Genomic DNA, 22354 nt, shown 5'->3' with positions numbered 1-22354 from the left:
AAGGATCGCGGCCCAGCATCGCTCGCAGGCGATGTGGTAGTCTTGTTCAGGTAGGTCGCAACCAGGGTACATCCGCACCCAGCGTCACGCACTATCCTTGAAAGGAGGTGATCCAGCCGCAGGTTCCCCTACGGCTACCTTGTTACGACTTCACCCCAGTCACTGACCCTACCGTGGTCGCCTAGCTCCTTGCGGTTACCGCAGCGACTTAAGGTAGAGACCAACTCCCATGGTGTGACGGGCGGTGTGTACAAGGCCCGGGAACGTATTCACCGTGGCGTGCTGATCCACGATTACTAGCGATTCCACCTTCATGCACCCGAGTTGCAGAGTGCAATCCGAACTGAGACGGCTTTTGGGGATCGGCTCGGCCTTGCGACCTGGCGTCCCACTGTCACCGCCATTGTAGCACGTGTGTAGCCCAGCCCATAAGGGCCATGAGGACTTGACGTCATCCCCACCTTCCTCCGGCTTGTCACCGGCAGTTCCTCTAGAGTGCCCACCCAAACATGCTGGCAACTAAAGGCGAGGGTTGCGCTCGTTGCGGGACTTAACCCAACATCTCACGACACGAGCTGACGACAGCCATGCAGCACCTGTGCAGTCGGCCCCTTGCGGGGAAAGCGCATCTCTGCGCCGGTCCGACCCATGTCAAGGGCTGGTAAGGTTCTGCGCGTTGCTTCCGAATTAAACCACATGCTCCACCGCTTGTGCGGGCCCCCGTCAATTCCTTTGAGTTTCAACCTTGCGGCCGTACTCCCCAGGCGGTGCGCTTACCGCGTTAGCTACGACACTGAGTGGCTAGGCCACCCAACATCCAGCGCACATCGTTTACGGCGTGGACTACCAGGGTATCTAATCCTGTTTGCTCCCCACGCTGTCGCGCCTCAGCGTCAGTAATGGACCAGCTCGCCGCCTTCGCCACCGGTGTTCTTCCCAATATCTACGGATTTCACCTCTACACTGGGAATTCCGCGAGCCTCTTCCATCCTCTAGCTCTGCCGTATCAAGCGCAGTCCCCAGGTTGAGCCCAGGAATTTCACGCCTGACTAACAGTGCCGCCTACGCGCCCTTTACGCCCAGTAATTCCGAGCAACGCTAGCCCCCTTCGTATTACCGCGGCTGCTGGCACGAAGTTAGCCGGGGCTTCTTCTACGGGTACCGTCATCATCGTCCCCGTCGAAAGGGCTTTACAATCCGAAGACCTTCTTCACCCACGCGGCATTGCTGGATCAGGCTTTCGCCCATTGTCCAATATTCCCCACTGCTGCCTCCCGTAGGAGTCTGGGCCGTGTCTCAGTCCCAGTGTGGCTGATCGTCCTCTCAGACCAAGCTACCGATCGCAGGCTTGGTAGGCCTTTACCCCACCAACTACCTAATCGGACGCAGGCTGCTCCCAAGGCGCCTTGCGGCTTTCTGCCTCAGCAGATGTGCGGTATTAGCCCCAGTTTCCCAGGGTTGTCCCCCACCTCAGGATACATTCCTACGCGATACTCACCCGTCCGCCACTGACATTGCTGCCCGTGCGACTTGCATGTGTTAAGCATGCCGCCAGCGTTCGCTCTGAGCCAGGATCAAACTCTCAGGTTCATCAACGCCTCAACCCTTCCAGGTCAGGCGCCATACCCGCGAACTCACATCCAAAACCCATCCATGCCATCACCACCCAGCCATCCCCGCCAGAACCACCAGACGCAAACCCCGCCACAACAACACCCACCATAGCCAGGCCCAAACCCAACCACAGCAGCGCCGCCCGCGCATCCCACTCCCCATCCCCAACGAGACAGATCAACGCAAGACACACCCAGCAAAAGCCCGCCCCCAGCCATCCCTCAAACAGGATAACCAAACAGCAACGCATTCCACTAAACGCGCTTCCAAAACCGATGCAGTTTTCAATGAACAACTTCCTTCAGATCGCCCTGAAGCCTAAGCCCCAGTCCAACCTGCAGCAGACCCTGCCGGGTAGGAAGTTCCGCCTTTCAGCGGGGCCGAGAACCTAGTGGCGCAAGCCACTCCGGTCAAGACCTTTTTGCCTCCCGCCGCGGAACCAACCAGCCCGACGTCGGGAGGCGGGCTTCTATGCCCAGATCCCAAGCCTGTCAAACCTTTTTCCCGCTCCCGCGTTGTAACCGCTCACGTCTCTCACCTCGTGACGTAACCGGACAGTTCAACCTGTTGACTTGGCGTGATTTTGCCTGAAAGGGTTACGCCACATTTCAGCCCTGGGAGGGGTTTTTCCATGCTGCATCGCACCCGGCGCCGCGCGCGCTGGCTGTCAGTCGCGTGCCTTTCGCTCGGTGTAACCGCCGCCTCCGCCGCGTCCGACCCGAGGCCACCCGCCTATCGGCCCGTGCTCTCGACCGGCGGCATGCCCGCCAGCCAGGCCATCACGCGCGCGCGCCCCACGATCCGCACCGTCGTTGCCCGCCGCGGCCAGACCGTCGCCCAGGTCCTGGCCGCGGCCGGCGTCGAACGGCGCGAGCTGGAAGCCGGCCGTCTCCGCCCTCGCCTCGCTGCTGCCCCCGCGCGCCGCCCTGCATGACGGACACGAGCTCACGCTGCGCCAAGCCGCCGCCGATGACGCGTTGCTCGCCCTCACCTTCCAGCCTCAGCCGGGCCGGACCGTCACCGTCACCCGGACGCCGAGCGGCTGGATCGCGCACGAGGAGACCGCTGGTCAGCGCCGCCATCTGGTGCTCGCCCGCGGCACGATCCGGCAAGACCTGCTGGACGACCTGCGCGCCGCCGGCCTGCCCGATCCCCTGGCGCGGCAGCTGGTGCAAGGCCTGGCACACGATGTCGACTTCCAGCGTGAGCTCCGTCCCGGTGACACCTTCACGATATTGTTTGAACGCTTCCGCGATGCCGAAGGCGACCTGCTGCGCGAAGGCCGAATGCTGCACGCCGGATTCGCGCTATCCGGCCGCGACCTCTCGCTCTGGCGCTACGACACCGAGGATGGCCCCGACTGGTTCGACGACCAGGGCCGCAGCCTGCGCCGCGCCTTCCTCCGCACTCCGCTCGACGGTGCCCGCGTCACCTCGGGCTTCGGCATGCGGGCGCATCCGGTGCTCGGCTATACCCGCCAGCATCAGGGGATCGACTTCGCCGCGCCGAGCGGCACCCCGGTCCTCGCCGCCTCGGATGGCGAAGTCGTGCAGATCGGCTGGCTCAGCGGCTATGGCCGCGTCATCACCCTGCAGCACCCGGAGGACCGCTCGACCCGCTATGCGCATCTCTCTGCCTTCGCTCCCGGTCTCAAGCTCGGCGACCGGGTGCGGCAGAGGAGATGATCGGCAAGGTCGGCCGCACCGGCATCGCCACCGGCAACCACCTGCATTACGAGATCGCCGAGGCCGGCCAGCAGATCGACCCCAGCCGGGCCCGCACCCGTCCTGCCGCAGTGCTGGAAGGGCCGGCCTTGGCCGCCTTCCAGGCGACCCGGCAGGGCCTCACGGTGCTGGCCGGCCACCTGCAGCCGATGCAGGAGGTGGCGGCGGCCGACTGACCGCACGGCACCCGCCCCTCCCTGCTCCTCCCAAGGGCGCGCCCCGTGCGGGACGCGCCACCCGGCGTCAGGCCGCCTCGGCCAGCGGCTTCGCCGCGATCTCGAGGCCATCGAGCCCCGCGGTGACCCGCAGCCGCTCGCCGTCGTGGATGCGGCCTTCCAGCAGCAGGTTGGCCAGCTTGTCCTGCAGGTTCCGCTGGATCACCCGCTTCAGCGGCCCGGGCGCCATAGGCCGGGTCGTAGCCGGCCTCGGCCAGCCATTCCCGCGCCGCCGCGTCCAGCTCCAGATGGATCTTGCGATCCTCCAGAAGCTTCCGCAGCCCGCCCAGCTGGATGTCGACGATCGAGGCCATGTCGCCCCGGGCCAGGCGGCGGAACAGCACGATCTCGTCCAGCCGGTTGAGGAATTCCGGCCGGAACCGGTCCCTGACCGCCCGCATCACCGCCGGCCGCGCCGCCTCGATATCGGCGGTCTCCGGCAGCTCGGCGATCGCCTGGCTGCCGAGATTGCTGGTCAGCACGATAATGGTGTTGCGGAAGTCGACCGTCCGCCCCTGCCCGTCCGTCAGCCGCCCGTCGTCCAGCACCTGGAGCAGGATGTTGAAGACATCCTCATGCGCCTTCTCGACCTCGTCGAACAGGATGACCTGGTAGGGCCGCCGGCGGATGGCTTCCGTCAGCGCACCGCCCTCGTCGTAGCCGACATAGCCCGGCGGCGCGCCGACCAGGCGGGAGACGGCGTGCTTCTCCATGTACTCGGACATGTCGATGCGCGTCATCGCCCGCTCGTCGTCGAACAGGAAGCTCGCCAGGGCCTTCACCAGCTCGGTCTTGCCGACGCCGGTCGGGCCTAGGAAGAGGAAGCTGCCGATCGGCCGGTTCGGATCCTGCAGCCCGGCGCGGGCGCGTCGTACCGCCTTGCTGACCGCCTCCAGCGCCTCCTCCTGGCCGACCACCCGCTGGCGCAGCTGGTCCTCCATCTTCAGCAGCTTGGCCCGCTCGCCCTCCAGCATCTTCTCGACCGGGATGCCGGTCCAGCGGCTGACCACGGCGGCGATGCCCTCTTCCGTCACCGCCTCGTTCACCAGCCGCGCATCGCCGTCGCCGGCACCCGAGATCTGCTTCTCGAGCCCCGGGATGACGCCGTATTTCAGCTCGCCCGCGCGGCCGAAATCGCCCTTCCGCTCGGCCAGCTCCAGCTCGGTGCGGGCACGGTCCAGCTCCTCCTTCGCCTTCTTGGTGGCGACGACCTTGCCCTTCTCCTCGTCCCAGCGCTGCGTCATCTCGCGCGAGCGCTCCTCGAGGTCGGCCAGCTCCTTCTCCAGCTTGCCGAGCCGGTCGCGGGAGGCCGTGTCGTCCTCCTTCGCCAGCGCCGCCTGCTCGATCTTCAGCTGCATCAGCCGGCGGTCGAGCTCGTCGAGCTCCTCCGGCTTGCTGTCGACCTGCATGCGCAGGCGGCTGGACGCCTCGTCCACCAGGTCGATCGCCTTGTCCGGCAGGAAGCGGTCGGTGATGTAGCGGTTGGACAGCGTCGCGGCGGCGACCAGGGCGCTGTCGGTGATGCGGACGCCGTGATGCGTCTCGTACTTGTCCTTGATGCCGCGCAGAATGCTGATGGTGTCCTGCACGCTGGGTTCGCCGACGAAGACGGGCTGGAAGCGCCGCGCCAGCGCCGCGTCCTTCTCGACGTGCTTGCGGTATTCATCCAGGGTGGTCGCGCCGACGCAGTGCAGCTCGCCGCGGGCGAGCGCCGGCTTGATCAGGTTCGACGCGTCCATCGCGCCGTCCGCCTTGCCGGCGCCGACCAGCGTATGCATCTCGTCGATGAAGAGGATGATGTCGCCGGCGGCCTGCTCGACCTCCTGCAGCACGCCCTTCAGGCGCTCCTCGAACTCGCCGCGGTACTTGGCGCCGGCGACCATGGCGCCGAGGTCGAGCGCCATGACGCGCTTGTCCTTCAGCGCCTCCGGCACGTCGCCCTTGACGATGCGCAGCGCCAGCCCCTCGACGATCGCCGTCTTGCCGACGCCGGGCTCGCCGATCAGCACCGGGTTGTTCTTGGTTCGGCGGGCCAGCACCTGGATGGTGCGGCGGATCTCCTCGTCCCGGCCGATCACCGGGTCGAGCTTGCCCTCGCGCGCCGCCTCGGTGATGTCGCGGGCGTATTTCTTCAGCGCGTCGAAGGCCTGCTCGGCATTCTGGCTGTCCACCTTGCGGCCCTTGCGGAGATCGGCCACCGCCGCTTCCAGCCGCTGCGCATCGGCACCGGCCTGCTTCAGGATGCGGCCCGCGGCGCCGTCGCTGGCGGCCAGCGCCACCAGCAACCGGTCCTGCGCCACGAAGGCATCGCCAGCCTTCTGCGCCTGCTGCTGCGCGGCATCCAGCACGCGGACGATGTCCGGGGTGGATTGCAGGCTGCCCGGCGCCGCCGCCGGTCACCTTGGGCTGGCGGCCCACTTCCGCGTCCACGGCCTGCTTGGCGGCGGCGGGGTCGCCGCCGGCGGCGCGGATCAGGCCCGCGGCCGCGCCCTGCTCGTCATCCAGCAGCGCCTTGAGCAGGTGCTCGGCGGTGACGCGCTGGTGGTACTCGCGGATGGCGATGGTCTGCGCCGCCTGCAGGAAGCCCTTGGCGCGGTCGGTGAATTTCTCGATGTCCATCTTCATGTCCCTCGTCGTGAGGCGACTGGCCTCAGCCACCCCTGCATGAGGCGATGGCGAGGACCAAGTTCACCCTGGATGTGGTATTTCGCCTTGCGGCGGGTCAAGGTCCCCACGGAGGAAAATGTTCCGATGCGCGTCGAGCACATCTATCGCTATCCAGTGAAGGGGCTGACCGCCGAGGCGCTGGAGGAAGTCCTGCTCTCGCCCGGGGAATGCCTGCCGCATGATCGCCGCTTCGCCCTGGCCCAGGGTGATTCGCCGATGGATCCGGCGGCTCCGGCCTGGCTGCCCAAGCGGCATTTCGGCTGCCTCGCCTACAACGCCCGCCTTGCCGCGCTGCACTCCGCCTTCGACCCGAAGACCGGCACCCTGGCGATCCGCCCACCAGACGGCCCGACGCTGCAGGCCAGTACCCGGACCGAGGCGGGCCGGGCCGAGATCGCCGCCTTCCTGACCGGCTTCCTCGGCGAGGAGGCGCGTGGCACGCCGCGCTTCGTCGAGGCGCCAGGCCATAATTTCACCGATGTCGCGGCCAAATGCGTCTCGATCATCGGTCTGTCGAGCCTCCATGCGTTGGCAGCGAAGGTCGGCATGCCGCTCGACCCGCTGCGCTTCCGGGCGAACATCTATGTCTCGGGCGCCGGCCCCTGGGCCGAATTCGACCTGCTGGGTCAGGAGGTGCTGCTGGGCGGCGCCCGTCTGCGGGTGTTCAAGCGGATCGTTCGCTGCCCGGCCACCGAAGTGAACCCGGACACCGCCGAGCGTGACGCGGCGCCGCCAAAAATGGCTGCGCGAGCATTTCGGCCATGCCGATCTGGGTGCTCTATGCCGAGGTGCTGGAGGGCGGCCGGATCGCCGTGGGCGATGCGCTGGAAGCCGACCCAGGGCGATCTGCTGCATTGACCGGACTAACGTTCCGGTTATTAACGCTTTCTCGATTTTCTACTCGAAGGCGAGGAGGGCATTCATAATCCGGTAACGGAGCCTACTTGCGATGGCGAAAGAGCGCGGCTGTAAATTCTACGGCTATGTGAAAGTTGATCTGCAGTCCCACTCCCCGCGCCGCTGGAAATGGAGCGTACGCCGGGATGGCAGCGATGTGGTCGTCTTTTCCTCCGACGCTCCTTTCGCCCATGCGGAAGATGCCTGGGCGGCCGGGCAGCGGGTGCTGACCTCGCTCGAGACAGGCGCGGTGGTGGATCCGCACCGGCTGCTGGTCGAGGTCGACTGAGCCACCGGCTGCGGCAGGCAGGGGTGGGGAGACAGCATCCCCACACCCCCTCTTCCCTTTCCCAGGCTATTCCGCCGCGGGCTGCGGCGCGGCGTAGATCTGCCCGCCATCGTTGCGGAATCGCTCGGACATCTCCTCCATGCCCTTCTGCGCCGCGGCCCGGATATCCTGGCTGATCTTCATCGAGGCAGAATTTCGGCCCGCACATCGCTGCAGAAATGCGCCAGCTTGGCGCCCTCGGCCGGCAGGGTCTGGTCGTGGAACTTCTCCGCCGTCTCCGGGTCGAGCGACAGGTTGAACTGATCCGCGCCAGCGGAACTCGAAGCGGGCGCGGGAAAGCGCATCATCGCGCAGCTTGGCGGCCGGATGCCCCTTGGCCAGGTCGGCGGCATGGGCGGCGATCTTGTAGGTGATCACCCCGACCTTCACGTCGTCCCGGTCCGGCAGGCCGAGATGCTCCTTCGGCGTGACGTAGCAGAGCATGGCGCAGCCGAACCAGCCGATCATCGCGGCGCCGATGCCGGAGGTGATGTGGTCGTAGCCCGGCGCGATGTCGGTCGTGAGCGGGCCGAGCGTGTAGAAGGGCGCCTCGCCGCAGACCTCGAGCTGCTTGTCCATGTTCTCCTTGATCTTGTGCATCGGCACATGGCCGGGCCCCTCGATCATCACCTGGACGTCGCGCTTCCAGGCGATCTGGGTCAGCTCGCCCAGCGTCTCCAGCTCGGCGAACTGCGCCGCGTCATTGGCATCGGCGATGGAGCCCGGCCGCAGCCCGTCGCCGAGCGAGAAGCTGACGTCATAGGCCTGCATGATCTCGCAGATCTCGTCGAACCGCTCATACAGGAAGTTCTCCTTGTGGTGCGCCAGGCACCACTTGGCCACGATCGAGCCGCCGCGTGAGACGATGCCGGTGACGCGCTGCGCGGTCAGCGGGATATAGGCCAGCCGCACCCCGGCATGGATGGTGAAGTAGTCCACCCCTGCTCGGCCTGCTCGATCAGCGTGTCGCGGAACACCTCCCAGGTCAGGTCCTCGGCCTTGCCGTTCACCTTCTCCAGCGCCTGGTAGATCGGCACCGTCCCGATCGGCACCGGGGAGTTGCGGATGATCCACTCGCGGGTAGTGTGGATGTTCCGCCCGGTGCTGAGGTCCATCACCGTGTCGGCGCCCCAGCGGATCGCCCAGACCAGCTTGTCGACACCTCCTCGGCGACCGAGGAGCTCGACCGCGCTGTTGCCGATATTGGCGTTGATCTTGACCAGGAAGTTCCGGCCGATCGCCATCGGCTCGGATTCCAGGTGGTTGACGTTCACCGGGATGATGGCCCGGCCGCGCGCCACCTCGTCGCGGACGAACTCCGGCGTGACGTAGTCGGGGATGGCGGCGCCGAAGCTCTCGCCGTCGCGGAGCGCTGCCTCGCGCAGCCGCTCGCGGCCAAGGTTCTCCCGGATTGCCACGTATTCCATCTCGGGGGTGATGATCCCGGCCCGGGCATAGGCCAGCTGGGTCGGCCGCGCGCCCGGCTTCGCCGCCAGCGGCTGGCGCCCGGCGCGGTCAGATGCGGCACCCGCCGCGCCTCGCCGGGCTTCAGCCCGTCATCCTCGGGCTGCGGGTCGCGCCCGGCATAGGCCGCGACATCGCCGCGCGCCTCAATCCGAGGAGGCGGCGCAACTCGGGCAGGCCGCGGCGGATGTCGGTGCGGTGGGCGGCGTCGGAATAGGGCCGGACGGGTCATAAACGCGCAGCGGCGGCTCGCCGCCGCTGACCGCGATCTCGCGCATCGCCACGCGCAGATCGGGGTGCAGCACGCCCGGCACATGCACCTTGCGCGAGGCCGGCAGCGGGCCGGTCGTCACCTGCGGCAGATCGGGGGTTATCCAGATCGGGCACTTGGACCTCCTCAGAATTGGAGATCCGGGGGCAATCGATGCGCGGGGCGGACGCGCTCCAGGGGCGGCGGCCGTTCGTTCCTCTCCCTACGCCGGCATGACCCGGATCAGGTTCAAAGGGTCACGGCGCCTTTGCCGTATCTCAGCCCCATGCAGGGACCCCGCTCGGAACATCACCGAGCCTGCGTCCGGCGCCACGCCCTGTCAACGCGGCGTCCGCAAGCGGTCGGACCGGCACTCCAGGCCGGTTCGCGGGTCTCGGGCTGCGGGCCGTCATAATCGGCATCGCCCTCGAGCGCATGGCCGTTCACCTGGCCGTTCATCTCGCCCGGCTCGTTGCCTCCGCCGACCTCGCCGCCCGCACTCTGCTCGCCACCCTGCTGGTAGCGGCGTTGCGAGGCCTGCTGGCCGCCCTCGCGCTGCTGCTGCGCCTGGACTCATGGCGTTGAGGATGCGGAAATAATGCTCGGCGTGCTGGAAATAGCCCTCGGCCATCACCCGGTCGCCGGAGCTGGTCGCGTCGCGGCCAAGCTGCAGGTACTTCTCGAAGAGCTGCTGGGCGGTGCCCCGCAGCCGCATGTCCGGACCACTCGAGTCGAAGACGTGGTTGCGGTTCATCGGCGACTGGCCGGTCTGGCGGAACTGCGGCGAGCCGCCGCCACCGCCGCCACCCCCGCCGCCCCCACCATGCCGATGGTTGCGGCCGCGCATGCGTTTCATGTTCATCAGTGTTGCGTCTGCCGTCTCCGCAGGTGGGCCGCCCCGGTTACCCCAGGACGTCCGGGGTGCACGGCATTGGCGGTCGATGTCATCCAAAAGCATCGCGGCCGGCGTGATATCCACGGACCTTCCGCTGCACGGACCCACGCGCCTCGGCGGCGGGCCGTGCCCGTCCGCCCGCGAGGGCCTGTCGCAAGCTAGCCCCAGCCGGCCGGGCCGCCAAACGGTTTTTTCGTCGCAGGCCGCCTCAGGCCGGCGCCATCGCCATCGCACAAGGCAGCGTGACAGTGAAGACCGCCCCCTCCGGCGCGTTCCGGGCGGTGATCGTGCCGCCCATGCTGCGAACCAGGCCATGGCTGACGGACAGCCCGAGCCCCAGCCCCTCGCCCGCCGGCTTGGTCGTGACGAAGGGTTCGAAGAGCCGCGGCAGGATCGCCGGGTCCAGCCCGGGGCCGGTATCCGCCACCTCGATCGAGACCTGGCCCGCGCCGGCCGGCCTGGCCCGCAGCCGGATCCGCCGCGGCGCCCCGGGCGGCTGGCCGCGGATCGAGTCGCGGGCATTCAGCAGCAGGTTCACCAGCACCTGCTCCAGCGACACCAGCTTGCGCCCGCACCGGCGGCAGGTCGGCCGGGATGTCCTGCTCCAGCGCGATCTCCTCCTGCCGCAGCCCGACGCCGGTCAGCACCAGCGCACCCTCCGCCGCCCGTGCCACCACGACCGGCCCGAGCGCGATCGGCTCCGCCCGGGCGAAGGCCTTGAGGTGCTGCATCAGCGCGCCCATCCGCTCGCCCTGCTCGGCGATGCGGTCGAGCCGCCTGAGCGCGTCGAGAATCGACGCCTCGCCGCGCTTGCGCAGGCCCCGGGCGGCGTTGCCCGCGGCCAGAGCACATGGTCGCCGCCGGCTGGCCCAGCTCATGCGCCAGGTTGGCGGCCATCTCGCCCAGCGTCGCCAGCTTGGCGCTGGCCTGCACCTGGGCCGCCAGGCTGCGCTCGCGGGTGATGTCGACGATGAAGCCGACCACCGAGACGCTGCCATCCTCGTGGCGAGAGGCGACGCGGGAGCCGCGCCGCACCCAGAGCAGGCTGCCGTCGGGGCCGGCGCATCGGCACCTCGACGACCACCTCGCCCCGGGTGGTCAGCTCCTGCAGCGCCTTCCGCTTCTCAGCCTCGCTCCATTCCGTCCGCGTCTCCAGCGGGTCATCGGCATCGAGCGAAGCGCGCGGCCAGCCGATGACCCTTTCGGTGTTGCTGCCGAGGAAGGTCCGGGTCCAGCGGAAATCCGGCCGGATGCGGTTCATGTAGACCACCGCCGGCAGGTTCTCGATCAGCCGCGACAGCAAGTCGCCGGGAAGCAGCGGTGTCGGCATGCGCTGCGGCGAGCCTGGCCCCGGCCTGCCGCTCCGCCCGGCGCAGCGCCTCCGGTACCAGGACGACGGTGCAGGCGAAGATGGCGGCAAGCCCGCTGAGGACCATGGCCGGGTTCAGCGCTGCCACCCCTTCCGCGCCGTGCAGGGCGGCGGCGGCCATGCGGAGGAGTTGCGCCAGCGGATGAAGGCCGCAGAGCAGCAGGATGATCGGCCGCAGGGGACGCCAGCCGGTCCAGCTGCGCGCCAGCTCCCAGGCGGCCAGCCCTGCCAGCAGGCCGGCGAGGCCGCCGCCGAGAAAGGCACGGGTCGGAAAGCTGGCCATGAAGGCGGGCACCAGGCAGGCCAGCATCCAGGTGCCGGCTGCGGCCGGCGGCAACCAGGCCCAGGGCGGCCGTCCCGCGCAGCGGCGCACCGCGACCACCTGCAATCCCCAGCCAAAAAGGCCGATGCTGTTGCCGAGGACGATGCCGAAGGCCGCATAGGGTCCGCCCCGCAGCAGCAGCATCGGCATGCCAAGCGCGAAGCAGAGATGGCCGAACCCGCAAAGGCGAAGTGGCCGGAGCGGCGTCTCCGACTGCGCCATGACGAAGCAGAGCAGACCAAGCACCAGGCAGGTGCCGGCGGCCGTGACGAGCAAGGTGGGGTAGTCGATCTGCATCGGATGCCCGGCCGGCGATGAGCGCAAGCGTTGATATACAATTTTTAAGTGCCACAACCAGAACGCGTTACGGCTATTTGCAGCCAGAGGCGAATGCGCCACCGGTGTAGCCCATCCGTTCCGGAGCCAGCTTGCGCGTACGGACGTTCCGCCCTGCCGCGACCGGACCGGTATTGCCCTGCCCCGGTCAGGGTGGCATCGGCCTAGGCACGGGTGAGCACCAATGCCCGCGCCACCCCGCCGAGATCGGCCCGGCAGCCGAGGCTGCGCAGCCCCTGCGTCGCGGCGATCGCCTCGACTGCCCTCTGCTGCCCCTGGCCGAGCTCGAGGATGGCCCGGCCGCACTGCGTCAGCAGCCCGGGCAGCGCCGCGGCGATGGCGCGATAGGCGTCCAGTCCGTCCACCCCGCCATCCAGCGCCGAGGCGGGTTCGTGCCGCGCCACCTCGGGCATCAAGCCGGGGATGGTGGCGCTTTCGATATAGGGCGGAGTTGGACAGCACCAGGTCGAAGCGGCCGGCGACCGGCGCGGACCAGTCGGCCACGACGAAGCGGGCGCGCCCGGCCAGGCCCAGCCGCGCCGCATTGTCCCGCGCCAGCGCCGCCGCCGCCGGCACGCGGTCGAGCCCGAGGCCGGTCGCCGCGGGAAACTCCGTCAAGGCCGCCAGCAGCAGGCGGCCGGTGCCGGTGCCGAGGTCGAGCACCCGGCGCACCAGGCCCCGGTCGGGGAAGGCCTCCAGCGCCGCCTCGACCAGCGCTTCCAGATCCGGGCGGGGGATCAGCGTGGCGGGTGAGACGGCGAGGCTCAGCGACCAGAACTCCTGCTCCCCCAGCAGGTGGGCGACCGGCGCATGGTCCAGCCGCCGGCGCAGCAGATCGGCGAAGCGGGACGCCGCGGCAGGCGGGACGGCGGCGCGGGGGTCGCGCAGCAGGTCCTCCTGCCGGCAGCCCATGGCATGCGCCAGCAGCAGCCGGGCCTCCATGCGGGGTGTCTCGATGGCGGCGGCGCGCAGGTGCTGGCCGGCGCGGCAGAGGAAGAAGCCGACCGTCCCTGCGGGGTCGGCGCAGGCGGTCATGGTCCGGCCGCCATCCCGGGACTCACTCGCCCTCGGCCGCCAGCCGCGCCGCCTCGTCCTCGGCGGTCAGCGCATCGACGATCTCGTCGAACTCGCCGAGCATCACCCGGTCGATCTTGTGCAGGGTCAGGCCGATGCGGTGGTCGGTGACGCGACCCTGCGGGAAGTTGTAGGTGCGGATCCGCTCCGACCGGTCGCCGGTGCCGACCTGGCCTTTCCGATCGGCGGCGCGGGCGCCAGCCAGCTTCGCCCGCTCGGCCTCGTAGATCCGGGCGCGCAGCACCTTCATCGCCTTGGCGCGGTTCTTGTGCTGGCTGCGCTCCTCCTGCATCGCCACCACGGTCCCGGTGGGAATGTGGGTGATGCGGACGGCGCTGTCGGTCTTGTTCACATGCTGGCCGCCGGCGCCGCTGGCCCGGTAGGTGTCGATGCGGAGATCGCTTTCGTTGACCTGCACGTCGACCTCCTCGGCCTCCGGCAGCACGGCGACGGTGATGGTCGAGGTGTGGATGCGTCCCTGCGTCTCGGTCGCCGGCACGCGCTGCACCCGGTGCACGCCGCTTTCGTATTTCAGCCGGGCGAAGACGCCCTTCCCCTGGATCTCGGCGACCGCGCCCTTGACCCCGCCAAGCTCGCTCTCGTCGTAGTCCATCACCTCGAACTTCCAGCGCCGCGTCTCGGCATAGCGCTGGTAGGCGCGGAACAGCTCGGCGGCGAAGAGCGAGGCCTCGTCGCCGCCGGCGGCGGGGCGGATCTCGAGGATGGCGCTGCGCTCATCCGCCGAATCCTTCGGCAGCAGCATGAGGCGGACCTCGCGCTCCAGCCGCGGCACGGCCTCCTTCTGCGCGAGGTACTCGTCCTCGGCCAGCTCGCGCAGCTCGGGGTCGGCCAGCATCGCCTCCGCCTCGTCGCGGGCCCGCTCGGCGGCGCGCAGCGCCTCGACCTTCTCGACCAGCGGCTCGAGCTCCGAGAGCTCCTTCGACAGGGCGCCGAACTGGCCGCCCTCGGCGGTCGAGAGGAGGTGGCGCACCTCCTCCGCCCGGGTCAGGACGCGGTCGAGCTTGTCGGCGATGCTCACCCGCGGGCCTCGTCGTCATCATCCGCGTCGAGCGGCGCGTCCAGGTCGTCGCCGCCGAGTTCCTCCTCGAGGAGGGTCTGCAGCACGGCTTGGGCGGCGGTCTCGACCACGCCGGTCTCGGCCAGGGTGCGCAGCAGGTCGGGCAGCGCCACCCGCTCCTGGCTGCCGGCATCGAGGTTCTTCACAATGGCCATGTTATCGGCCAGCTCGGCCTCGCCGAGGATCACCGCGGCGCCGGCATTGATCTTGTTGGCCCGCTCCATCCGGCGCTTCATGTTGCCCTTATAGGCGATCTCGGCGACGACGCCGTTGTCGCGCAGCGCCTGCAGGATCTGCAGCGCGGCCTCCTCGGCCGCCTCGCCCATCGGGATGACGGCGACCGGGCGCGCCGGCTCGGGCGTCAGCGCATTCGCCTCGACCAGCAGCGACAGGCGCTCGACGCCCGCCGCCCAGCCGACCGAGGGGTGGGCGGGCCGCCCATCTCCTCCACCAGCCCGTTGTAGCGGCCGCCGCCCATGACGGTGCCCTGGGCGCCGAGCCGGTCGGTGACGAATTCGAAGGCGGTGTGGCTGTAGTAGTCGAGGCCGCGCACGATCCGCGGGTTTTCCCGGAAGGGCACGTCGAAGGCGGTCAGGTGGCGCTTCACCGCGGCGTAGAAGGCGGCCGCTTCCGGCGTCAGGTGGTCGTGGATGGTCGGCGCGCCGGCGACCAGCGCCTTGTCCCTGGGGTCCTTGCTGTCGACGATGCGCAAGGGGTTCTTCTCCAGCCGCGCCCGGCTGTCCTCGGACAGGTCGTCCTTGTGCACGGTGAAGTAGTCGATCAGCGCGGCGCGGTAGGCATCGCGGCTGGCGGCGTCGCCGAGCGTGTTGATCTCGAGCACCGTGCCCTCGTCGATGCCGAGCTCCTGCTGGATGTGCCAGCCGCAGGCGATCACCTCCGCATCCGCCAGCGGCTCGGCGGCGCCCAGCACCTCGATGCCGATCTGGTGGAACTGCCGGTAGCGGCCCTTCTGCGGCCGCTCGTAGCGGAACATCGGCCCGGCATAGAAGACCTTGCGCGGCAGGTTCGATTGGGTCAGGCCGTTGGTGACCAGGGCGCGGCAGACGCCGGCGGTATTCTCCGGCCGCAGGGTGACGCTCTCGCCGCCGCGATCCTCGAAGACGTACATCTCCTTCGAGACGACGTCCGAGGTATCGCCGAGGCCGCGGGAGAAGACCCGAGTATCCTCGAAGATCGGGGTCGCCCATTCCTCGAAGCCATAGAGCATGGCCACGCGCCGCGCGGTCTCGATGACGAGGTGATGGCGGCGGAACTCGGCGCCGATCAGGTCATGGGTGCCGCGGGCGGGCTGGAGCGGAGCTTGGGCCATGGGCGCGGTGTGCCGCGGGATGCGGCGCGGGGCAAGGGTTCAGGGGGCGATGAGGTCGAGCGCCGGGAAATAGGTGCGGTAGCGTGCGACATCACGGGTGATCAACGGCAGGCCGGCCACCGCGGCGTGGGCGCCGATCAAGAAGTCGGGCAGGACCCCGGTGCGGCTGCCGCCCCGCCGGCGATAGGCGTGGAAGACCCGGCCGGCCAGGAAAAGCGCTGGGCGGGGCATCGGCAGCAGCCTGACCGGGAGAGCGGCCAGGAAGGCCTCGCAATCCTCGATACCGTCAAAGCCGATCGAGAGCTCCGCGAAAACGATGTCGTTGATGCAGAGCGGCCCCCGGATCGCCGCCGTGTCCAGGGCCTGCTCCGACCAGGATGCCCAGCGGGGATCCGCCGCGGCCAAGTCCACCAGGACATTGGTGTCGATCAGCGTCACCTCAGTCTTCGCCGCGGGTCAGCTTCATGATCTCGTCGGTCGTCATCCCGTTCCAGCCGGGCGCCGGACGCGGCCGAGCGAGGCGACCGGGTGCCGCGGAATCGCCCTGCCCGGCCTTCCACAGGAGGACGCGGCCATCCGCCTCGATGCCGAATTCGACCTCGCTCCCCGGGCTCAGCCCCAGCCGGTCGCGGATGGGCTTCGGAATGGTAACCTGCCCCTTCACGGTGACGGGCATGCCCATGGCGGTATTACCTCGGTCCGGGACGGTAATACTTAGGTGTACCACTCGGCCGGGGCAAGGACGTTCAGCGGATAGCGATGGTCACCGCCAGGAAGAGCGCCAGCTGGATCGCCAGCAGGACCGCCAGCCGCCGCAGCGCGGCGTCCCGCCGACCGATATCCTCGTCCAGCCCCGGCACCTTGTGGCGCCGCATCGCGCCCAGCATCAGCGCCGAGAGGCCGAAGCCGTTCATCCCCCGGGGCCTACTCGGCCGCCTGCTTCGCCGCCTCAACCTTGGCCGCGGCCTCGGCGGCCTGGATCTGCGCCACCTTGCCCTCGACCAGCGCCACCAGATGGTCGACCATCCCGGCCTCGTCCACCGTGTGGTCGGTCTTGCCCGAGGCATAGATCATGTGCCGGCCCGCGCCGCCGCCGGTCAGGCCGATATCGGTCATGAGCGCCTCGCCCGGCCCGTTCACCACGCAGCCGATGATCGAGAGCGTCACCGGCGTCTCAATATGCGCCAGCCGGTCCTCGAGCGTCGCCACGGTCTTGATCACGTCGAAGCCCTGCCGGGCGCAGGAGGGGCAGGAGATGATCTTCACGCCGCGGTGGCGGATGCCGAGCGACTTCAGGATCTCCCAGCCGACATGCACCTCCTCCTCGGGCTCCGCGCTGAGGGAGACGCGCATGGTGTCGCCGATCCCGGCCCAGAGCAGGCTGCCGAGCCCGACCGCCGATTTCACCGTGCCGGTGCGCCGCCCGCCGGCCTCGGTGATGCCGATATGCAGCGGGTGGTCGCAGACCTCGGCCAGCTGCTGGTAGGCGGCGACGGCGAGGAAGACGTCGGAAGCCTTCACGCTGATCTTGAACTCGTGGAAATCGTTGTCCTGCAGATGCGCGGCGTGCCAGAGCGCGCTCTCGACCAGCGCCTCCGGGTTGGGCTCGCCATACTTCTCCAGCAGGTGCTTCTCCAGGCTGCCGGCATTGACGCCGATGCGGATCGAGCAGCCATGGTCGCGGGCGGCCTTCACCACCTCCTTCACCCGCTCGGCGCTGCCGATATTGCCCGGGTTGATGCGGAGGCAGGCGGCCCCCGCCTTCGCCGCCTCAATGGCGCGGCGGTAGTGGAAGTGGATGTCGGCGACGATGGGGACATTCACCTCGCGCACGATCTCATGCAGCGCCGCGGTGCTCTCGGGCGTCGGGCAGGAGACGCGGACGATGTCCACCCCCGCGACCTCGGCCCGGCGGATCTGGGCGATGGTCGCCGCGGCATCCTCCGTCGGCGTGTTGGTCATGGTCTGCACGGTGATCGGCGCGTCGCCCCCGACCGGCACCTTGCCCACCATGATCTGGCGGGACTTGCGGCGGGTGATCATCTGGTAGGGACGGTAGCTCATGGGGTTTCCCGGATCGTCCTGCGGAATCCAGGCCAATATGGCAGCCCTGGCGCCGATCCCAAAGCACCGGCCATGCAGGGCCGGGATGTGCCTATTGCGGCGCCGATGCCGCGGCCGGCGCCGCGGCGGCAGGGCGTGGCTGCGGGGCCAGCGGAGCCAGCGGCTGCCCGGCCTTCAGCCGCTCGGCATCGACCTGCAGGTCGCGCCGCACCGACGGACCGGCGCCGAGGCCAGCCGTCGGCTGGCCATCCACCAGCACCTCGAGACCTCCGGCATTTCCGGTCGAGAGCAGCAACCCGTCCCTGGCCGGCACCTGCCAGGACTCGCCCGGACGCAGCACGCGGTTGACCAGCACCGAGCCGGCCTGGCGCTCGCGCACCTGGATCCAGGCCTCGGCCTTGGCGCGCAGCAGGATCCGGCCCTCGGCGGCGGAAAGTGGCGGGGTCGGCGCTGCGGCGGGCGGCGTCGGGGCGACAGCGATGAGGGGCCTGGCAGGGACGACCGGGACCGGCGCCGCATTGGCATTGGTCGGATTAGGTGACGGGGCGGCCGGCTCTGGCACCGTTTCGGGCGGGCTGCCCTCGCGCAGCGCCTGCTCAATCGCGGCCGGCGGCGGCGGTACCGCATCCACCGTCCGGCTGCCGCTGCCGGACCACTGGTACCACCCGATATAGGCGCCGACCGCCAGCACCACCCCGACCAGCATCACCGCCCCGGCCGGCACGCCGCGATCAGGCACCGGCTCGGGGAAGACCAGGTCGGTCTTGCGGTCGACGGTTGGGCCGCTGGCCTCGCGGAAGCGGCGGACCATATCGGCCTCGTCCAGGCCGAGGCTGCGTGCATAGGTGCGGACGAAGCCGACGGCATAGGCGGGCGCCGGCAGGTCGCGGACCCGGCCTTCCTCCAGCGCCGCCAAGTAGACGCGGCGGATGCGCAGCGATTGCGCGAGATCCTCGATCGACAGGCCGAGCGCGGCACGCGCGTCGCGCAACTCGGCGCCGAGCCGGGCCGGCTCGGCAGGGGCGGAGTCGAACTGGGAGAGGCGCTTCATATCGTCGGGCACGCCTCGCGATGTAACCCGGTCACGCCAGGACGGCAAATCGAATTCACGGTTCCGCGATCATTCCCCAGACGGAGTAGGCCGGGCCCTCCAGCACGGGCCCAGACATTTATGCCACGGAAAGCGATCGGGCGGCGAGCGCGGCCTCGGCCTGGGCCATCAAGCTCGGCGATGATCTCGGCCGCCGGTTGCTCCCGGGCCACCATGCCGACGCTCTGGCCGGCCATCAGGCTGCCCTGCTCGACATCACCGTCGATCACCGCGCGGCGCAGCGCGCCCGCCCAGAAATGCTCGATCTCCAGCTGGGCTTCGTCCTTGGCCAGGTCTCCCGCCTGGAAGCGCTTCAGCACCGCGGCCTGGTGCTCCATGAAGCGCTTGGTGCCCTCGTTCTGCAGCGCGCGCACCGGGATGACCGGGAAGCGCTCGTCGATCTGCACCGTCGGCAGGGCGTCGCGCGCGGCGCCACGGATGAAGGCCTGCTTGAACTTCGGATGGGCGATGCTCTCGGTGGCGCAGACGAAGCGGGTGCCGAGCTGGACGCCCGCCGCCCCCATCTCGAGATAGGAGAGGATCGCCTCGCCGCGGCCGATGCCCCCGCCACGAAGACCGGGACCTCGCGCGCCATGCTCGGCAGGATCTCCTGCGCCAGCACGTTGAGCGAGACCGGGCCGATATGCCCGCCCGCCTCGGAGCCCTCGATCACCAGGGCATCGGCCCCGCTGCGGACCAGCTTCTTCGCCAGCGCCAGGGCCGGAGCGAAGCAGACCACGCGGGCGCCGCCCTCCTTCGCCCGCCTGATGGCCGAGCCCGGCGGGATGCCGCCGGCGAAGACGATATGCGTCACGCCCGCCGCCAGGCAGGTCTCGACCAGCTGGTCCAGCCGGGGATGCATGGTGATCAGGTTTACGCCGAAGGGCTTCGTCGTCAGCGCCTGGGTGCCGGCGATCTCCTCGGCCAGCCGCGGCGGCTCCATCGCGCCGCAGGCGATGACGCCGAAGGCGCCGGCATTGGACAGCGCGGCGACCAGGTGCCGCTCGCTCACCCAGCTCATCGCCCCGCCCATGATGGCATAGCGGCTGCCGAAGAAGGCGGCGCCGCGCGCCATCAGGCGGTCCAGCGTGGCGGCGGGCGCGGCGGCGACGGGGGTGAGCGCGTCCATCGGCTCAGGCCGCCGGGCCGTCGAGGCCATAGGCGGTGTGCAGCGCCCGCACCGCGAGCTCGGTGTACTCGGCCGAGATCAGCACGCTCACCTTGATCTCCGAGGTTGAGATGACCTGGATGTTGATGCCCTTCTCGGACAGCGCCTTGAACATGGTATTCGCCACGCCGGCGTGGCTGCGCATGCCGACGCCGACGACGCTGATCTTGGCGACCTCGGGGTCGGCCAGGATCGCCTCGAAGCCGAGCTCGCCGCGCGCCTTCTCCAGCGTATCCTGCGCCCGGGCGAGGTCCGCCTTGCCGACGGTGAAGGTCATGTCCGTGGTGGCATCGGCGCCGATGTTCTGGACGATCATGTCGACATTGCAATTGGCCGTGGCCAGCGCGCCGAAGACGCCGGCGGCGATGCCGGGCCGGTCCGGCACGCGGCGCAGGGTGACCTTGGCGTCGTCCCGCGAATAGGCGATGCCGCTGACGATGGGCTGCTCCACGATCTCATCCTCATCAACCACCAGGGAGCCTGGCGCGTCGGAAAAACTGGAAAGCACCTGCACCCGGACCCGCTGCTTCATGGCGAAGCTCGACCGACCGCGTCTGCAATACCTTGGCGCCCACCGAGGCCAGTTCCAGCATCTCCTCGTAGGAGATGCGCTCCAGCTTGCGGGCGCGCGGCACGATGCGCGGGTCGGTGGTGTAGATGCCGTCGACGTCGGTGTAGATGTCGCAGCGGTCGGCCTTCACCGCCGCTGCAATGGCAACCGCCGAAAGGTCGGAGCCGCCGCGGCCGAGGGTGGTGACACGGTTGCGCGCCGGCTCGATCCCCTGGAAGCCGGCGATGACCGGCACCTGGCCCTGCTGCATCCGCTCGATCAGCAGGCCGCCCTCGATTCGCTCGACCCGGGCCTTGCCATGCGCGCCGTCGGTGACGATCGGAATCTGCCAGCCCTGCCAGGACCGCGCCTCGACCCCGATGGTCTGCAGCGCGATGGCCAGCAGGCCGATGGTCACCTGCTCCCCGGTGGCGACGACCACGTCGTATTCCCGGGCATCGTGCAGGGGCGAGAGCTCCTGGCACCATTTCACCAGCTGGTTGGTGGCGCCGGACATGGCGGAGACGACGACGGCAACCTCGTTCCCGGCCTCGACCTCGCGCTTCACGCGGTTGGCGACGTTGCGGATACGGTCGAGATCGGCGACGGAAGTGCCGCCGAACTTCATCACGATGCGGGCCATGGGGCGCTTCTTGGTGGGAAATGGGTGGTGCAGGCGGCGCGCCGCGCGGTTGCGCCCGCGCGAAGGCCGGCACAGATACCCACCCGGACCCCGCGCTGCAACATTCGCGAGCGGGACGGGCAAGAGATGATGCGCATGGCGGCAGCCGGACAGGGCACGGCGATCGGGGCGGAGATCGCCAATTCGACCGGCTGGCGGCGGAATGGTGGGACCCGCGGGGGCCGATGCGGCCGCTGCACGCCATGAACCCGGCGCGCATGGGCTGGATCACTGCCCGGCTCGCCCGCCTGCACAAGCGGCCCCCGGGGCGGAGCGCCCGCTGGAGGGGCTGCGCGTGCTCGACGTCGGCTGCGGCGCCGGGCTGGCGAGCGAAGCACTGGCCCGCGCCGGGGCGAGCGTCACCGGGCTCGACGCCGCCGGCTCGGCGCTCGAGGCGGCGCGGGCGCATGCCGCGGCCGGCGGCCTGGCGATCGACTACCGGGAGGGGCGGCCGGAGGACCTGCTGGCCGCCGGCGGCGGCGGTTTCGACGCGGTCCTGGCGCTCGAGGTGATCGAGCACGTGGCCGACCGGGAGGGCTTCTGCCGGCACCTCGCGGGGCTGGTGAAGCCGGGCGGGCCGGTGTTCCTGTCCACCCTGAACCGCACCCCGCGGTCCTGGCTGATGGCGAAGTTCGGGGCCGAGTACCTGCTGCGGCTGTTGCCGGTGGGGACGCATGACTGGCGCATGTTCGTCCGCCCGGCGGAGCTCGGGCGGAGCTACGGCAGGCGGGGCTGCGGGTGGCGGATATCGCCGGGCTGTCGATGGATCCGCTGACCGGACGCTGGAGCACCGGGCGGGATGTCGGGGTGAACTACCTGATGATGGCCGCGGCCTGAAACGATCGCCGGCGGCCGCCGCGCCGCCCGGTTCGGATCCGCGCCGTACCCGTCCGGCCGCGCTGTTCTTGCAGGGCTGGAAGCGGACGCCCCGCGGCCGCCGTCCGGCCGAGCCAGGGCCTCGCCAGACGCTCGATCGCAACAGTAGGAATTTATATTCGTAATTTTTCCGTTATTGGTTCAAATTCTGCGGGTGCCCGCGAGCTGGCAGCGCCCGGCCGCAGAGGGGAGCAGAGGCATCGGCCAGCCCGGCGCCAACGCCAGAACCAAAAGGATCTCGCATGGGGCTCAATCACCCGCATCCCCACCCGGCCCCCTCCCCGACACCCACGCCGCCGCCCGATCAGGGACACAGCCTCGGGTACTGGATCTGCGAAATCGTCATCAAAGGCGTCCTGCA

Annotated in this window: 16 protein-coding genes, 1 rRNA gene, 6 pseudogenes and 1 riboswitch; of the genes and pseudogenes, 6 read left to right on the top strand and 17 right to left on the bottom strand. The window is 69.5% G+C overall.

Annotation, left to right across the window (positions count from 1 at the left end):
* Positions 1 to 100: 100 nt before the first annotated feature.
* Positions 101 to 1590: ribosomal RNA gene (locus ACQ86J_RS30265) — 16S ribosomal RNA — on the bottom strand.
* Between the two features lie 655 nt (positions 1591 to 2245).
* Between ACQ86J_RS30265 and ACQ86J_RS30260 the strand changes: the two genes are divergently transcribed.
* Genes ACQ86J_RS30260 through ACQ86J_RS30250 form a run of 3 tightly spaced genes read left to right on the top strand, consistent with a single transcriptional unit; the run spans position 2246 to position 3514 of the window.
* Positions 2246 to 2548: a hypothetical protein gene (locus tag ACQ86J_RS30260; RefSeq protein WP_431268414.1), complete on the top strand. Its 303-nt coding sequence runs from the start codon at positions 2246 to 2248 to the stop codon at positions 2546 to 2548.
* Positions 2549 to 2591: 43 nt separating this feature from the next.
* Positions 2592 to 3299 (top strand): peptidoglycan DD-metalloendopeptidase family protein, encoded by a 708-nt coding sequence (locus ACQ86J_RS30255; RefSeq protein ID WP_431268413.1) that lies wholly within the window; start codon positions 2592 to 2594, stop codon positions 3297 to 3299.
* Positions 3296 to 3514: a hypothetical protein gene (locus ACQ86J_RS30250; RefSeq protein WP_431268412.1), complete on the top strand. Its 219-nt coding sequence runs from the start codon at positions 3296 to 3298 to the stop codon at positions 3512 to 3514. The genes ACQ86J_RS30255 and ACQ86J_RS30250 overlap by 4 nt, the downstream gene beginning before the upstream one ends.
* A gap of 67 nt (positions 3515 to 3581) precedes the next feature.
* Here ACQ86J_RS30250 and clpB read toward each other — a convergent pair.
* Positions 3582 to 6172: pseudogene (gene clpB / locus ACQ86J_RS30245) on the bottom strand (ATP-dependent chaperone ClpB).
* A gap of 45 nt (positions 6173 to 6217) precedes the next feature.
* On the opposite strand from clpB, the gene ACQ86J_RS30240 reads away from it, so the two are divergent.
* Entirely contained in the window at positions 6218 to 7078 is an 861-nt protein-coding gene (locus ACQ86J_RS30240; RefSeq protein WP_431268411.1) for an MOSC domain-containing protein, read from the top strand.
* 91 nt (positions 7079 to 7169) lie between these two features.
* Positions 7170 to 7406: a hypothetical protein gene (locus tag ACQ86J_RS30235; protein WP_431268410.1), complete on the top strand. Its 237-nt coding sequence runs from the start codon at positions 7170 to 7172 to the stop codon at positions 7404 to 7406.
* A gap of 66 nt (positions 7407 to 7472) precedes the next feature.
* Here ACQ86J_RS30235 and thiC read toward each other — a convergent pair.
* The 15 genes and pseudogenes from thiC to ACQ86J_RS30160 all read right to left on the bottom strand — a co-directional run bounded on the left by thiC (position 7473) and on the right by ACQ86J_RS30160 (position 21078).
* A pseudogene (gene thiC, locus ACQ86J_RS30230) lies at positions 7473 to 9283 on the bottom strand (phosphomethylpyrimidine synthase ThiC).
* Positions 9284 to 9361: 78 nt separating this feature from the next.
* A riboswitch (TPP riboswitch) is annotated at positions 9362 to 9471 on the bottom strand.
* Between the two features lie 97 nt (positions 9472 to 9568).
* Positions 9569 to 10021, bottom strand: a complete 453-nt coding sequence (locus ACQ86J_RS30225; protein WP_431268409.1) for a DUF4167 domain-containing protein — start codon at positions 10019 to 10021, stop codon at positions 9569 to 9571.
* 241 nt (positions 10022 to 10262) lie between these two features.
* Positions 10263 to 10613 carry a sensor histidine kinase gene (locus ACQ86J_RS30220; RefSeq protein ID WP_431268408.1) on the bottom strand — a complete coding sequence of 117 codons (351 nt, stop codon included), beginning with the start codon at positions 10611 to 10613 and terminating at the stop codon, positions 10263 to 10265.
* Complete coding sequence (locus tag ACQ86J_RS30215) at positions 10589 to 11089, bottom strand: hypothetical protein (RefSeq protein ID WP_431268407.1); 501 nt, start codon at positions 11087 to 11089, stop codon at positions 10589 to 10591. Before ACQ86J_RS30215 ends, ACQ86J_RS30220 begins: the two co-directional genes overlap by 25 nt.
* Positions 11090 to 11214: 125 nt before the next feature.
* Positions 11215 to 12042, bottom strand: a complete 828-nt coding sequence (locus ACQ86J_RS30210; RefSeq protein ID WP_431268406.1) for a hypothetical protein — start codon at positions 12040 to 12042, stop codon at positions 11215 to 11217.
* A gap of 203 nt (positions 12043 to 12245) precedes the next feature.
* Positions 12246 to 13116, bottom strand: a pseudogene (gene prmC, locus ACQ86J_RS30205) (peptide chain release factor N(5)-glutamine methyltransferase).
* Between the two features lie 22 nt (positions 13117 to 13138).
* A complete protein-coding gene (prfA, locus tag ACQ86J_RS30200) occupies positions 13139 to 14194 on the bottom strand; it encodes a peptide chain release factor 1 (protein ID WP_431268405.1) in 1056 nt (351 codons plus the stop codon).
* A pseudogene (gene hisS, locus ACQ86J_RS30195) lies at positions 14191 to 15563 on the bottom strand (histidine--tRNA ligase). The gene prfA and the pseudogene hisS overlap by 4 nt, the downstream one beginning before the upstream one ends.
* 39 nt (positions 15564 to 15602) lie before the next feature.
* Entirely contained in the window at positions 15603 to 16001 is a 399-nt protein-coding gene (locus ACQ86J_RS30190) for a type II toxin-antitoxin system VapC family toxin (RefSeq protein WP_431268404.1), read from the bottom strand.
* A gap of 1 nt (position 16002) precedes the next feature.
* The gene (locus ACQ86J_RS30185; RefSeq protein ID WP_431268403.1) at positions 16003 to 16245 is read right to left on the bottom strand and encodes an AbrB/MazE/SpoVT family DNA-binding domain-containing protein; all 243 of its coding nucleotides are present in this window, start codon (positions 16243 to 16245) and stop codon (positions 16003 to 16005) included.
* Between the two features lie 64 nt (positions 16246 to 16309).
* Complete coding sequence (locus ACQ86J_RS30180) at positions 16310 to 16477, bottom strand: hypothetical protein (protein ID WP_431268402.1); 168 nt, start codon at positions 16475 to 16477, stop codon at positions 16310 to 16312.
* Between the two features lie 10 nt (positions 16478 to 16487).
* Positions 16488 to 17627: a flavodoxin-dependent (E)-4-hydroxy-3-methylbut-2-enyl-diphosphate synthase gene (ispG, locus tag ACQ86J_RS30175; RefSeq protein ID WP_431268401.1), complete on the bottom strand. Its 1140-nt coding sequence runs from the start codon at positions 17625 to 17627 to the stop codon at positions 16488 to 16490.
* A gap of 91 nt (positions 17628 to 17718) precedes the next feature.
* Positions 17719 to 18690: a helix-turn-helix domain-containing protein gene (locus tag ACQ86J_RS30170; protein ID WP_431268400.1), complete on the bottom strand. Its 972-nt coding sequence runs from the start codon at positions 18688 to 18690 to the stop codon at positions 17719 to 17721.
* A 158-nt stretch (positions 18691 to 18848) separates the two neighbouring features.
* Positions 18849 to 19846, bottom strand: a pseudogene (locus ACQ86J_RS30165) (NAD(P)H-dependent flavin oxidoreductase); the annotation flags it as partial.
* Positions 19847 to 19850: 4 nt separating this feature from the next.
* Positions 19851 to 21078, bottom strand: a pseudogene (locus ACQ86J_RS30160) (aspartate kinase).
* A 334-nt stretch (positions 21079 to 21412) separates the two neighbouring features.
* On the opposite strand from ACQ86J_RS30160, the gene ubiG reads away from it, so the two are divergent.
* Positions 21413 to 21892, top strand: coding sequence for a bifunctional 2-polyprenyl-6-hydroxyphenol methylase/3-demethylubiquinol 3-O-methyltransferase UbiG (gene ubiG / locus ACQ86J_RS30155; RefSeq protein WP_431268399.1), 480 nt, complete (start codon positions 21413 to 21415; stop codon positions 21890 to 21892).
* Positions 21893 to 22354: the final 462 nt, after the last annotated feature.

The sequence above is a fragment of the Dankookia sp. P2 genome (assembly GCF_050632255.1).
Lineage (GTDB): Bacteria > Pseudomonadota > Alphaproteobacteria > Acetobacterales > Acetobacteraceae > Paracraurococcus.
Note: the sequence above shows the minus strand (reverse complement) of the source record. Positions and strands in the feature narration are given on the sequence as shown.